Origin of the sequence: Flavobacterium sp. W22_SRS_FP1, from assembly GCF_052113685.1 — a bacterium.
Classification (GTDB): domain Bacteria; phylum Bacteroidota; class Bacteroidia; order Flavobacteriales; family Flavobacteriaceae; genus Flavobacterium.
This window is the reverse complement of the sequence record NZ_JBGQOE010000002.1, coordinates 1-13043: the sequence shown is the minus strand read 5'-3', so window position 1 is coordinate 13043 and position 13043 is coordinate 1. Positions and strand designations below refer to the sequence as shown.

The 13043-nt window shown below is 36.2% G+C and carries 12 protein-coding genes; 6 read left to right on the top strand and 6 right to left on the bottom strand.

Annotation, left to right across the window (positions count from 1 at the left end; genetic code table 11):
• Positions 1-26: 26 nt before the first annotated feature.
• Positions 27-428: a hypothetical protein gene (locus ACEN2H_RS01380; RefSeq protein WP_441729694.1), complete on the top strand. Its 402-nt coding sequence runs from the start codon at positions 27-29 to the stop codon at positions 426-428.
• 186 nt (positions 429-614) lie between these two features.
• Here the strand turns inward: ACEN2H_RS01380 and ACEN2H_RS01375 are convergent, their stop codons facing one another.
• Positions 615-1568, bottom strand: a complete 954-nt coding sequence (locus ACEN2H_RS01375; protein WP_441729693.1) for an L-threonine 3-dehydrogenase — start codon at positions 1566-1568, stop codon at positions 615-617.
• 225 nt (positions 1569-1793) lie between these two features.
• Between ACEN2H_RS01375 and ACEN2H_RS01370 the strand changes: the two genes are divergently transcribed.
• Entirely contained in the window at positions 1794-2411 is a 618-nt protein-coding gene (locus tag ACEN2H_RS01370) for a hypothetical protein (protein WP_441729692.1), read from the top strand.
• Positions 2404-5778: a transcription-repair coupling factor gene (gene mfd, locus ACEN2H_RS01365; protein WP_441729691.1), complete on the top strand. Its 3375-nt coding sequence runs from the start codon at positions 2404-2406 to the stop codon at positions 5776-5778. The genes ACEN2H_RS01370 and mfd overlap by 8 nt, the downstream gene beginning before the upstream one ends.
• Positions 5779-5947: 169 nt before the next feature.
• Here the strand turns inward: mfd and ACEN2H_RS01360 are convergent, their stop codons facing one another.
• The 3 genes from ACEN2H_RS01360 to ACEN2H_RS01350 all read right to left on the bottom strand — a co-directional run bounded on the left by ACEN2H_RS01360 (position 5948) and on the right by ACEN2H_RS01350 (position 8052).
• Complete coding sequence (locus ACEN2H_RS01360) at positions 5948-6604, bottom strand: aspartate kinase (protein WP_441729690.1); 657 nt, start codon at positions 6602-6604, stop codon at positions 5948-5950.
• Positions 6605-6721: 117 nt separating this feature from the next.
• Positions 6722-7081: a YraN family protein gene (locus ACEN2H_RS01355; RefSeq protein ID WP_441729689.1), complete on the bottom strand. Its 360-nt coding sequence runs from the start codon at positions 7079-7081 to the stop codon at positions 6722-6724.
• A 74-nt stretch (positions 7082-7155) separates the two neighbouring features.
• On the bottom strand, positions 7156-8052 hold the full coding sequence (locus ACEN2H_RS01350) for a S66 peptidase family protein (protein WP_441730109.1): 897 nt from the start codon (positions 8050-8052) through the stop codon (positions 7156-7158).
• 278 nt (positions 8053-8330) lie between these two features.
• Here ACEN2H_RS01350 and ACEN2H_RS01345 point away from each other — a divergent pair, with 278 nt between their 5' ends.
• Positions 8331-9437 carry an endonuclease/exonuclease/phosphatase family protein gene (locus ACEN2H_RS01345; RefSeq protein WP_441729688.1) on the top strand — a complete coding sequence of 369 codons (1107 nt, stop codon included), beginning with the start codon at positions 8331-8333 and terminating at the stop codon, positions 9435-9437.
• 106 nt (positions 9438-9543) lie between these two features.
• Positions 9544-10083: a 3-hydroxyanthranilate 3,4-dioxygenase gene (locus ACEN2H_RS01340; protein ID WP_441729687.1), complete on the top strand. Its 540-nt coding sequence runs from the start codon at positions 9544-9546 to the stop codon at positions 10081-10083.
• 128 nt (positions 10084-10211) lie between these two features.
• Here ACEN2H_RS01340 and ACEN2H_RS01335 read toward each other — a convergent pair whose 3' ends face one another.
• On the bottom strand, positions 10212-10943 hold the full coding sequence (locus ACEN2H_RS01335) for an MBL fold metallo-hydrolase (RefSeq protein ID WP_441729686.1): 732 nt from the start codon (positions 10941-10943) through the stop codon (positions 10212-10214).
• An 8-nt stretch (positions 10944-10951) separates the two neighbouring features.
• Positions 10952-11170, bottom strand: a complete 219-nt coding sequence (locus tag ACEN2H_RS01330; RefSeq protein WP_441729685.1) for a hypothetical protein — start codon at positions 11168-11170, stop codon at positions 10952-10954.
• Between the two features lie 198 nt (positions 11171-11368).
• Here ACEN2H_RS01330 and amaB point away from each other — a divergent pair, with 198 nt between their 5' ends.
• Complete coding sequence (gene amaB, locus ACEN2H_RS01325; protein ID WP_441729684.1) at positions 11369-12922, top strand: L-piperidine-6-carboxylate dehydrogenase; 1554 nt, start codon at positions 11369-11371, stop codon at positions 12920-12922.
• Positions 12923-13043 lie beyond the last annotated feature (121 nt).

The following is a 13043-nucleotide window of genomic DNA, read 5'->3' as shown; positions in this document are numbered from 1 at the left end:
TTTATTAAACTACTTAGTTCGGATGTATGAATATTAATTATAACGAAGTCGATAAAACTATTGAGATTAAAGATGGATTGAAAAGCCACTTTTTTCTAATGAAATTCTTCATGATTCTAACGTTAACGAATTCCATTTTAAATCTATATGATATAAGTGCTTCGAATTTTGGCTTTGTTACTGTAATATGGTTGGTACTAGGAATCGTCTCTCTTGTGTTTCTATATCATTTTATATTCAACAGATCAGTTTCAGAAAAAATACCGGTTAATCAAATCAAAGGACTGAGTGAACGGGTTTTTTCAGGCAGGAAAAAGTATTTTTTAGTATTAGAAAGCGGAAAAAGTCGAGATTTATTAGATGTTAAATCAGAGGGTGACAGGAAACAGTTAAACGAAATGTTGAAAAAAAACGGAATTATAGATTAAAAATAATTCGGCAGCATCCGACTATGATTTTACCATCCTTAAGGCAGAAGTACGATCAAGAAAACCACCATCGCCCCAAGTGTATTAATGGCTGATATGAAACAGGCTAATAATGTTTACGAGGTTAAGTAACATCTTATTGAGGATAAAAAAAGTCTGGCTTCAAAGCCAGACTTTTTTTGTTTTTTATATTTCTTCTAATTTACTTAAATTCTCTAACATATCTTTGGTCATGCTCTCTAAATCAAATTTATGATTCCATCCCCAATCTTCCCTAGCTTGATGGTCATCGATACTAGCAGGCCAGCTATTAGCAATTTTTTGACGAAAGTCAGGTACGTAAGTAATGGTAAATTCTGGAATGTGTTTCTTGACTTCTGCGGCAATTTCTGTAGGTGTAAAACTCATTGCAGCCAGATTGTATGAAGAGTGAATTTTGATTTCTTCTTCTGGTGCTTGCATGATTTGAATCGTTGCAGCAATCGCATCGTCCATATACATCATGGGCATTTTAGTTTCGGAGGAGATGAAGCATTCGTATTTTTTGTCAGAAAGTGCTTTGTAAAAAATATCAACGGCATAATCTGTCGTTCCGCCACCAGGAGGTGAAGAATAGCTGATTAAACCAGGATAACGAATACTTCGCACATCCACGCCAAAAATATTATGGTAGTATTCGCACCATCTTTCGCCAGACTGTTTACTTATTCCGTATACGGTTGACGGTTCCATAATTGTGTATTGTGGTGTGTTTTCTTTAGGAGTTGTAGGTCCGAACACTGCAATACTAGAAGGCCAAAATATTTTTTTTATTTTTTTGGCTTTAGCCAAATTTAAAACGTGAAAAAGAGAATTCATATTTAAATCCCAGGCGAAAGCAGGGTTTTTTTCAGCTGTAGCTGATAGTAATGCCGCCATCAAATAGATTTCGTCAATATTATGCACTTCTACAAGATGTTCGATCTGATTGAAATCTAAGGCATTTATTACCTCAAAAGGTCCTGAGTTGACAACGCTATTGTTCAGTTTACGGATGTCGGAAGCGATAACATTTTCGGTTCCGTATATTTTTCTCAATGAATGGGTTAACTCGGTTCCAATTTGACCACAAGCGCCAATAATCAATATTTTTGTCCTCATTTTCAATAGTTTTAGAAATGCTAAGGTAACGTTTTCGTAAACATTCTAGAGCTGCAGGAGAAAGATTGTAAATACGATACAGAAACGTCTAAAATCATAACTTTACTCCTGTTTTTTAGCATATTTGATGCTGAAAAAGTAGTGTTTAGCGTTCAATTGTAATTTGTCTTTTCCAATCTGTAATTATAAATTTACTTTGTAACTTTGCGCTTCAATGCAAGTACAATGAAATACAAATTATCCTGTTCTATTTTTCTGATTATTTTGCTTTCGTCATGTAAAAATAATGATCAAAAACGCTTAGTCGAAAATGAAAAAGATGCCCAAAAAAAGGAAGTCATTTTTTCAAATATAAGCAAAGGATGGGTGTTTTATGACACCCCTATTAACACCACTTCAGAGGCAAGTATGGCTACTTGGAATGAGTTGCGCTTATTTTTGGCTGAACTGGCCATCAAGCCTAAAAAAACTATTGGAGCTTTTCAACAAAAATCTACAGCCATTTCCAAAAAAGCAATGGCATTGAATGATAATACACCTTTTCAGTACAACAAACCTCAGATTAAAAGTAGGATTTCGACCTTGATTACAAAAGTGCGCTTGCTGGATTTATATATTCATCTGGACAATATTCCAGATAAAAAAGTAGTCCATATGATTGCAGAAATCAATAATGAATTGTCATCCTTACAAAGGCAAATGGATAAAATTACTGAAAAAAGTAAAATACCTATTGAAGAGGGAGAGTCTGAACTAATGAAGATGATGGATGCTTCAAGAGCAATTCCAAATACGCCAAATCAGAATATACTTACCGACCCAAATACGCCTCGCATTGAGTAAAACAGCCTTATATAATACATACGATAATTCTCCTAAAGTTCAGCAAATCGTGGAGCGCTTGGCGGAATCAAATCCATTAAAAATACATCTCGACGGTTTGTTGGGGTCTGCAGTATCATTTATTATTCGAGCTTTATTTAAAAAAGGGGAACGTCCTTTTTTAATTATTTTAAACGATAAGGAGGAGGCAGCTTATTATTTGAACGATTTAGAACAGATGATCGGAGAACAAGATGTGCTGTTTTATCCGGGCTCCTATCGCCGTCCATACCAAATAGAGGATACGGATAATGCCAATGTATTGCTACGAGCCGAAGTGCTCAACAGAATAAATTCTCGCAAAAAACCGGCGGTTATTGTTAGCTATCCGGAAGCGCTATTTGAAAAAGTAGTTACGCGCAAGGACTTGGATAAAAACACTTTAAAAGTTTCTGTTGGAGATAAAATTTCTATTGATTTCATCAATGAGGTTTTATTTGAATATGAATTCAAAAGAGTTGATTTTATTACTGAACCAGGTGAGTTTTCGGTTCGAGGAGGTATAGTTGATGTTTTTTCATTTTCAAATGAGAACCCATACCGCATAGAGTTTTTTGGTAACGAGGTGGATAGTATTCGAAGTTTTGACGTAGGGACGCAATTGTCCATAGAAATCAAGAAAAAAATCACGATAATTCCCAACGTGGAAAACAAGATTTTTCAGGAGAACAGGGAAAGTTTCCTAGATTACATCTCAGAGAAAACTGTGATTTTCATCCAGAACACGGAAGGTTTTTTATCGCAATTAGACAAGCAGTTTGCAAGAGCAGAAGAAGCTTTTGAAAAACTGTCCAAAGATATAAAACACGCGACTCCAGATCAGTTGTTTCTAAATCAACGCACTTTCATTAAAAGAGCATTAGACTTTTCGATTGTGGAGCTGAGTTCTAAACCTATATTTAAAATAGTTAAAAAATTCGAATTCTACATTCAGCCGCAACCGTCATTTAACAAACAATTTGACCTGTTGTTGAATAACCTGAATGAGAATCATTTTAACGGATATAAAAACTATTTATTTTGCTCAAATGAAAATCAGGCAAAACGTTTTCATGATATTTTTCAAACCCTAGACGAAGCAAATTCGGAGAATATTCGAAAACAATACAACACCGTTGTTTTGCCTTTATACCAAGGTTTTATTGATGAGGAAAATCAAATTACTTGTTACACAGATCACCAGATTTTTGAGCGCTATCATAAATTTAGCATCAAGAATAGCTATTCGAAAAAGCAAAACATCACTCTAAAAGAACTCACGACACTGTCGGTTGGTGATTATGTCACCCATATAGACCATGGAATAGGTCGCTTTGGAGGACTTCAGAAAATACAGGTAGAGAATAGAACACAAGAAGCCATAAAGCTTGTATATGCAGATAATGACATTGTTTATGTCAGTATTCATTCGCTGCATAAGATTTCGAAATACGCCGGCAAAGACGGAGCGGCTCCCAAGATTTATAAATTGGGTTCGAATGCCTGGAAAGTTTTAAAACAAAAGACCAAAGCAAGAGTTAAGCATGTTGCATTCAATTTGATACAGCTGTACGCCAAAAGAAGATTAGACAAAGGATTCCGCTTCGCACCAGACAGTTACCTGCAAAACGAATTGGAAAGCTCATTTATATATGAAGATACGCCAGACCAAACCAAATCAACTCAGGAGGTGAAGGCCGATATGGAAAGCGACCGACCAATGGATCGCTTGGTGTGCGGTGATGTTGGCTTTGGTAAAACCGAGGTGGCAATTCGAGCGGCCTTTAAAGCCGTTGACAATAGCAAACAAGTTGCCATTCTGGTGCCAACCACTATATTAGCGTACCAACATTACCGAACTTTCACGGAGCGATTGAAAGACATGCCCGTTTCTATTGGCTATTTAAACCGATTTAGAACGGCTAAGCAAAAGGCGGAAACTCTGAAGTTATTAGCCGAGGGAAAACTCGATATTGTGATCGGAACGCACCAGTTAGTAAATAAAAATGTAGTCTTCAAAGATCTGGGATTGTTGATCGTGGACGAAGAGCAGAAGTTTGGGGTTAATGTAAAAGACAAATTAAAAACAATAGCAGCCAATGTTGACACCTTGACTTTGACTGCAACGCCAATTCCAAGAACATTGCAATTCTCCTTAATGGCAGCAAGAGATTTATCTGTAATTACTACGGCGCCGCCTAATCGATATCCTATAGATACAAATGTGGTTGGTTTTAGTGAAGAGTTGATCCGAGATGCGATTTCTTATGAAATTCAGCGAAACGGACAGGTTTTCTTTATTAACAACCGCATTGAGAATATTAAGGAAGTGGCTGGAATGATTCAGAGATTGGTACCCAATGCAAGAGTGGGAATCGGCCACGGACAGATGGAAGGCAAAAAGCTCGAAGAGTTAATGCTGGCCTTTATGAACGGAGAGTTTGATGTTTTGGTGGCAACTACCATTATCGAAAGCGGATTAGATGTTCCTAATGCCAACACGATTTTCATTAATAATGCCAATAATTTCGGTTTGTCTGATTTGCATCAAATGCGAGGCAGGGTGGGGCGAAGCAATAAAAAAGCCTTTTGTTATTTTATCTGTCCACCATATTCGGCCATGACTGATGATGCACGAAAACGAATCCAGGCGTTGGAGCAATTTAGCGAACTGGGTAGCGGATTCAATATAGCAATGAAAGACCTTGAGATTCGTGGTGCCGGAGATTTACTGGGAGGGGAACAAAGTGGATTTATCAATGAAATAGGTTTTGATACCTACCAAAAGATATTGAACGAAGCTATTGAGGAATTGAAAGAAACCGAATTCAAAGATTTGTATCCGGCTGAGAATGATATAGAAACCAAAGAATACGTGAAAGACCTTCAGATCGACACTGATTTTGAGTTGTTGTTTTCTGATGAATACATCAATAATGTTACGGAGCGATTGAGTTTGTACAATGAACTGGCCAGTGTGAAAAATGAACAAGAATTACAGCTTTTCCAGAAAAAATTGATAGATAGATTTGGTCCTATGCCACCTAGAGCTATCGCCCTAATGAATAGCATTCGTATCAAATGGATTGCCAGTCGTTTGGGAATCGAGAGACTAGTGATGAAACAGGGCAAGATGATAGGTTATTTTGTGTCCAATCAGCAATCCGACTACTACAAGTCGAATCGGTTTATGGCTGTCATGCATTTTGTTCAAAAACACAGTTCGATTTGTAAAATAAAGGAAAAAGAAACCAAGAATGGCTTGCGTTTATTGTTGACTTTTGATAATGTAAAATCCACCAGAAAGGCGTTGGAAATGATGGAATTGCTTGGTGGAGTAGAAAAATAATCATCTATTTGGTTTTTCGAGATGAATCTTAGCTCATAAATGGTTTAAGCTATAAATACTAATGTCCATTTTAAGACAAATAAAAAAGCTTCCAATCTCAGTAAGATTGGAAGCTTTTTTTGAATTTATTATCTCAAGAACAGACTTTTTAAGTCGTTATCGATTATTATTACATCTTTAAATCCTTAATTACTTTGAAAGCAACATCTACCTGATCTTCGCTCACTAATATGGTAAATTCATTGGAAGTTGAAATCACTTCATTAATGATAATTCCTTCCCAAGCTAAACGTTGAAAAATGAAATAATAGATTCCAGGTACGACAATATTTTCTTTTGGTAATTTAACAGTAATTGAGGCTAAATCATCTAGTTTTTGAATTAGTTTTTCATTAACAAAATGCTTGTCAACTAAGTCGTTTACGCTTTTGCTTACCACAATGTTGATTTCATTTACCCCTCTGGATGATGTATAAAAAACATCTGGAAAGGCATTGATGTCTGATATTAATTCAGCTTGCTTGTTTAAGACAGTGTCTGAAACTGCAAAAGTATAATCAGTCAGAGAAGAGCGAACGGTAATTTCGCCAATGTTTTTTATTACTTTATTGATTTTGTGGTTTAGTCTAAAATCAAGTTCTTCCGTTAGTCTCTTTAAAGCCATTACAACAGCACCTTGTTTGACTTCTTTCCCAAATTCACTTTCCAATTCGGTCATGATATTTCTAGATAATGAAGTCAGATTGATAATACCAAGTGACAATGCATTTAATAAAAAGGGCTTTGTTTTGATGTAATTTTCTACTATTGAAGAGACCGTTTTCATAATTTTAAGATATTTGTGTTTGGTAAGAACAACAAGCTTGTTTAGTTTGTGTGTTAAAAATCACTGCAAATATAAATAAAAAACAATTTGTTACAAATACAACATCTAAAAAAATACTTAAAAATGATAAAAGGCATCGATAAGGTGTTCAATTGCAAACGATTTACTTTCTTTATGGATTGCGATGATATCAAAACGGACATCAATGTCTAAATTTCTCTCGTTTACATAAGCATCTACCGCTTTTACAAGTAGTTGTATTTTTTTGGTTTTAACAAAATCCTGAGGTAGACCAAAATCTAAAGAAGATCGAGTTTTGACTTCAACAACGGCAAGAATGTTTTCTTTTTTAGCAATAATATCTATTTCGGCCTTTTGGAAAGTCCAGTTGGTTTCTAAAATAGCATAGCCGTTCTTCTGCAGGTACTCTACAGCTAATTCTTCCCCCAGTTTTCCTAATTCGTTGTGTTCAGCCATGAAGATAGTGTTGAGTTTTCAATTGCAGTATGCGTCTTTATAAATGGGCAATCTTAAAGTGATTATCCTCTGTATTATTCAAAAATAACGCTTGAACTATATTTACCCACATTCATGGATACTTTACTGCCCAGAATCAGGGCTCTATTATCATGAATATGTCCCGCCGGAAAACTATATAAGATTGGAATGTTATATGCTTTTGTGACATCTTCTATTATTTGAACGGCATTTTTCCCCCAGGGAATATCATTGTCCTTCATTTTTGACATCGACCCCACGATTATTCCTTTTATGCTTTCTAAGCAACCGTTGCGTTTTAAATTCATCATCATGCGGTCAATATGATAAAGATATTCATCAAGATCCTCTATAAACAAGATTTTATCATTGCAATCGATAGCCGATGGCGATCCCAATAAGCTGTAAAGAATAGATAAGTTTCCGCCTACTAATTCCCCCGTTGCAGTGCCCACTCGATTCATCTCGTCCGGAGCGATTTGATAAGTCAATTGGCCTCCAAATAACGCAAGTTTCAAGCTTTCAATTGCTTCCGTAGATGCCCTTGTGATACTTATAGGCATGATTCCGTGTATGGATTTGAATCCCATGGTATTCAAATGATTGTGCAATACGGTAATGTCACTAAATCCGATAATCCATTTTGGATTTTGTTTAAATTGGGTAAAATCTAATAAATCGATAATTCTGACCGTACCATATCCCCCTTTTACGCACCAAATTCCTTTGATATTTGGGTTGTCTAGTTGTTGCTGAAAATCAGCGGCTCTTTGCTCATCAGTTCCGGCCAATTGGTTGTCATCTAATCCGATCGTATTACCAATGATAACTTCAAGACCCCAACTGTGCAATAAATCAATTGCTGGTTTAAGATTGTCGTCAACGTTTTTTCTGGCTGTAGCCAAAATGGCAATGGTATCTCCTTTTTGTAAAATAGCTGGTGTAGTCATTGGTGTATTAGCTTGGCTGTTATATGATTGCAAAATAAAAAGGATAAACAAGAATTTAGATAATTGAAACCTACTTTTTATAAACGAAAATCGATTAATATACATGTTTTTCTTTTCCTTATTTAATGATATGATTGCGGTCTATTTAATAGACGAAAACAAAGATAAGCAAATTGAAAATAAATTGGAGTTTGTTAATCAAATGAAGTATTTTTACTAGGAATTAGCATAAGTTTTGAAGTATTTCCTATTGAGAGTCTATTTTTAATATGCCAGATATGAGAATTTTACGATTGTTTCCTTTGTTTATTTTGTTCTTGCCATTAACAAAGACTTTTGCTCAGCAAAAAAATTATGCTATCCATACAATAGCATTCTATAATTTCGAAAATCTTTTTGACACCATCAATGATCCTAATACTAATGATGATGAATGGACACCAAAAGGGGCGCAGCATTGGACTTCTAAAAAGTACCATCAAAAATTACAAAACTTGTCCAGAGTTTTGCTCGAAATTGGTTCTTCTGAAAACAGCAATTCTCCCACTTTTATAGGTTGTTCCGAAATTGAAAACAGGGGCGTATTGGAGGACTTGATTAAAGAGCCTAAACTCATTAACAAAGAATATGGAATTATCCATTTTGATTCCCCTGATAAACGAGGTATTGATGTGGCCTTATTGTATCAGAAGAAATATTTCCGGCCCACTACGTACAGTAATATTCCTTTGATAGTATATCGAAAGGAAGTGCCAACAAAAGCGCTCACAAAAGTGGAGTCCAGCGATAGAACAGATGATAATTTGGAAGTGAGTGACCAGAATAATCGCGTATTTACCAGGGACCAACTTCTTGTCACTGGTTTTCTGGATGGGGAGGAAATTAATATCATTGTCAACCACTGGCCTTCCCGTTCCGGTGGTGAAAAAAAGTCCAGTCCATTTAGAGAAGCGGCGGGGACATTGAACCGAAAAATAATCGATTCCTTACAACGGATCAATCCAGAAGCGAAAGTGATTACGCTGGGAGATTTAAATGACGGCCCTTTTAATAAAAGCATAAAACTGGCGCTGGGTGCCAAAGCCATTAAGGCGGATGTGTTTCAGTTAGGCGTTTACAATCCATTCGAGGAAATGGCCAAAAAAGGTTTGGGAACCATTGCCTACCGCGATTCATGGGATATTTTTGACCAAATTATGGTGTCGCAATCGCTAATTCAAAATAACTTCAATTCTTTTCGCTATTGGAAAGCCGGTATTTACAACAAGTCTTTTTTAATACAGACATCCGGCCAATATAAAGGCTATCCAAAGCGGCATTCTGCAACGGAAGTTGGTTTTAGTGACCATTTCCCAGTTTATATCTATCTAATCAAGGAAATGTAGTAGAGTTTACCTCAAAAATCTGGACTATACTTTATTGATTTATAAACTCAAGGACTAGTGCCTTTTTAGTAACTTAGCAATTCATAAACTAATTAACTTGACAAAGATGGCCATAATAGCACCTTTTAACCTGAATAAATGGATTGATGAAAACCGTCACTTATTGAAGCCACCCGTGGGTAACAAAAATTTGTATATCGATTCTGGGGATTATATTGTTATGATTGTTGCGGGTCCTAATGCGCGAAAAGATTATCACTACAATGAAACCGAAGAATTATTTTATCAGCTAGAGGGTTCCATCAAAGTGATTGTACAGGATGAGGGAGAACGAAAAGAACTCGAACTCCATCCGGGTGATATGTACCTCCATCAAGCAAAAATGCCGCATTCCCCAGTTCGTTCCGAAGGCTCGATTGGTTTGGTGATTGAACGTAAAAGGGCAGGAAAGGGATTTACGGACGGCTTGCTTTGGTATTGCGATAATTGCAACCATAAATTGCACGAGGTATATTTTGAGCTACATAATATCGAAAAAGATTTCTTACCTCATTTTGAATATTTCTATGCTTCCGAAGAATTAAGAACCTGTGATAAATGCGGTACAGTTATGGAAGTTGACACACGATTTGTTGCTAAGAAATAGTTTTTAGGAGCTATTTCCCGTCATTCGCTGTATTCCTGATTTAGAAAAATAAGGCTTAAAAAAAGCCTTGTTTTTCTAAATCAGGAGATGCCGCTTCCACCGGGGCTAGGGATTAGTAGTATTATCAATTACAGTTCAAATCGCTTGCCTTGTTCGGGAAAAATGAATTCCAGACCCAAATCATTTTGTCTTTTTAACTGCGCTTTAATTTTTAGAAAATTTTCAGCTGGGGGTTTCATATGAGTGATGATGATCTTAAAACCTTTTAAAGCATTTTTCCCTGTAAGTTCACTTAAGGAATGGAGTTCTTTTAGCAAATAATTGGGCGTCAAATGTCCATATAATTGTGCGTCCTCTTGCTCGTTTGGAAAGGAAACCTCGATGAAGATTCCCTTTAATTGCTTGTTTTTGATTAGTGGTGCAATGGCAGTCCATAGCAAATGCAGTTTATCGCTTTTTTCAGTAGTATCGGATCCGGTATCTCCCAGATACAAAGCATAAGCATCTGTGTTTTTTATCAAAAAAGCGGTACTTTCAAAAGGGTTGACATGACTTAGCGGAAATGCTTTTACGGTCATCGTTGTATTTGTGATTGGAGTTTCTTCTTCAGGATTCAATATTTGATAGTGATATTTTTTTATCAGATAACCATTTCCCTTATCTCCAAAATTCGCCCAAGTTTCCCCATTAAAATAATGTTTTTGCATCATTTCCATACAACTAGTAATTGCGTAAATAGTTTTTGAAGAATCAGCAGGCGAATTTATAATCAAACCTGCAACATGATCTAAGTGCGCATGGGATATTAAATAGCCTTTAATGTATTTTTTTAAAACAGCTTCAGATGAAATTTTGAACACATTGTTTTCTATCGCTCTATCAATTTCAGCATGTATCGTTCCTGCATCAAGACAAATAAAATCGGTTGTGTTTGAAGGGGCAGCAAATATGCAGAAAGATTTTTTTCATCAATACCGCCTTTTACACCCAAAGGCACAATTTGGAAAGCCGATTTTTGTATCTTTTGGGAAAATAGGGGCAGGGATAGTAAAAGGAGGCAAATACAGAGTTTTTTATAAATGGTCATGCTTTCGAATTTGGAATTGTTCTTTAGTCTATAAAATTAGTTTCTTCTTTTGAAATAGAGGCTTTTATTTGCTAAATCAATTGTAAATCATCAAATTGCCCTAATTTCTATTAGACTTTAACAATTTAATTGAATTGAAATTCAACTCGAAATAATATCTTTACAAAAAATATAACAATTTTAACTAAAAAAGTTACAATGACGACAATAGCAAATCAATTCGGAATGAAAGAGGCTTTGGCTCAGTTGGGCATAAAAGACATAAATGAAGGTACATCAACAGGTTTAAATCATTTTTCAAATGGAGAAATCTTAGAAAGTTATTCTCCTGTCGATGGACAATTGATAGCTAAAGTGAGAACTTCAACGGCTGCTGATTACGAAAAGGTAATGCAAACGGCGACAGAAGCTTTCAAAACATTCAAAACGATGCCAGCGCCACAACGTGGTGAAATTGTGCGTCAGTTTGGAGAGAAATTACGTAAAAACAAGGAGGCTCTTGGGAAATTGGTTTCTTATGAAATGGGGAAATCATTACAAGAAGGATATGGCGAAGTTCAGGAAATGATCGACATCTGTGATTTTGCAGTGGGACTTTCTCGCCAATTGCACGGATTAACGATGCATTCTGAACGTCCAGGACATAGAATGTACGAGCAATACCACCCAATGGGAACTGTTGGAATCATTTCTGCGTTCAATTTTCCAGTTGCGGTTTGGGCTTGGAATACAGCTTTAGCGTGGATTTGTGGCGATGTTTGCGTTTGGAAACCATCTGAAAAAACACCTTTATGTGGAATTGCCTGTCAGAATATAATTGCTGAAGTAATTAAAGAAAATAACCTTCCAGAAGGAATTTCTTGTTTGATAAACGGAGATTATAAAGTGGGAGAAATGATGACTAGCGATAAACGAGTTCCTTTAATTTCTGCAACAGGTTCTACTCGTATGGGGAAAATTGTAGCACAAACCGTTGCTAGCCGTTTGGGTAAATCATTATTAGAATTAGGTGGAAACAATGCAATCATTGTAACTCCAGATGCTGATATAAAAATGACGGTTATTGGTTCTGTTTTTGGAGCGGTAGGAACAGCGGGACAACGTTGTACTTCAACTCGTCGTTTGATTATTCACGAAAGTATTTACGATAAAGTAAAAGAGGCGATTGTTTCAGCCTACAAACAATTACGAATAGGAAACCCATTGGACGAAAATAACCATGTTGGTCCGCTAATCGACAAGCACGCAGTGGAAATGTACAACAAGGCTTTAGAAAAAGTAGTTGCCGAAGGAGGAAAAATCCTTGTTGAAGGTGGCGTTCTATCCGGTGAAGGTTATGAAAGTGGTTGTTACGTGAAACCGGCAATTGCTGAGGCAGACAACACATTCGAAATCGTACAACACGAGACTTTTGCTCCAGTATTGTATTTGTTGAAATATTCAGGAACGGTAGAAGATGCTATTGCAATTCAAAACGGTGTGGCACAAGGATTGTCTTCTGCGATCATGACGAATAACTTGCGTGAAGCAGAATTATTCTTATCTGTTACAGGTTCAGATTGTGGGATTGCCAATGTAAACATCGGAACTTCGGGTGCTGAAATTGGTGGTGCTTTTGGAGGAGAAAAAGAAACGGGTGGTGGACGTGAGTCTGGTTCTGATGCATGGAAAGTGTATATGAGAAGACAAACCAATACCATTAACTATACTACAAGTTTACCTTTATCACAAGGAATAAAGTTTGATTTGTAATAAATAGAATTAAAACAGTAAAAGACCGCTTCAGTAAAAATGAGGGCACTGAAAAAGTCTTTTTAGGAATTAATTGTTAATAAAAAGGAGTAGAAAACTATAGTTTTTTGCTCCTTTTTTC

Excerpts from the sequence above, each read along its gene's own strand:
- ACEN2H_RS01380 (WP_441729694.1), top strand. The coding sequence starts at position 27 with ATGAATATTAATTATAACGAAGTCGATAAAACTATTGAGATTAAAGAT.
- ACEN2H_RS01375 (WP_441729693.1), bottom strand. The coding sequence starts at position 1,568 with ATGAGGACAAAAATATTGATTATTGGCGCTTGTGGTCAAATTGGAACC.
- ACEN2H_RS01370 (WP_441729692.1), top strand. The coding sequence starts at position 1,794 with ATGAAATACAAATTATCCTGTTCTATTTTTCTGATTATTTTGCTTTCG.
- ACEN2H_RS01360 (WP_441729690.1), bottom strand. The coding sequence starts at position 6,604 with ATGAAAACGGTCTCTTCAATAGTAGAAAATTACATCAAAACAAAGCCC.
- ACEN2H_RS01355 (WP_441729689.1), bottom strand. The coding sequence starts at position 7,081 with ATGGCTGAACACAACGAATTAGGAAAACTGGGGGAAGAATTAGCTGTA.
- ACEN2H_RS01350 (WP_441730109.1), bottom strand. The coding sequence starts at position 8,052 with ATGACTACACCAGCTATTTTACAAAAAGGAGATACCATTGCCATTTTG.
- ACEN2H_RS01345 (WP_441729688.1), top strand. The coding sequence starts at position 8,331 with ATGAGAATTTTACGATTGTTTCCTTTGTTTATTTTGTTCTTGCCATTA.
- ACEN2H_RS01340 (WP_441729687.1), top strand. The coding sequence starts at position 9,544 with ATGGCCATAATAGCACCTTTTAACCTGAATAAATGGATTGATGAAAAC.
- ACEN2H_RS01330 (WP_441729685.1), bottom strand. The coding sequence starts at position 11,170 with ATGACCATTTATAAAAAACTCTGTATTTGCCTCCTTTTACTATCCCTG.
- amaB (WP_441729684.1), top strand. The coding sequence starts at position 11,369 with ATGACGACAATAGCAAATCAATTCGGAATGAAAGAGGCTTTGGCTCAG.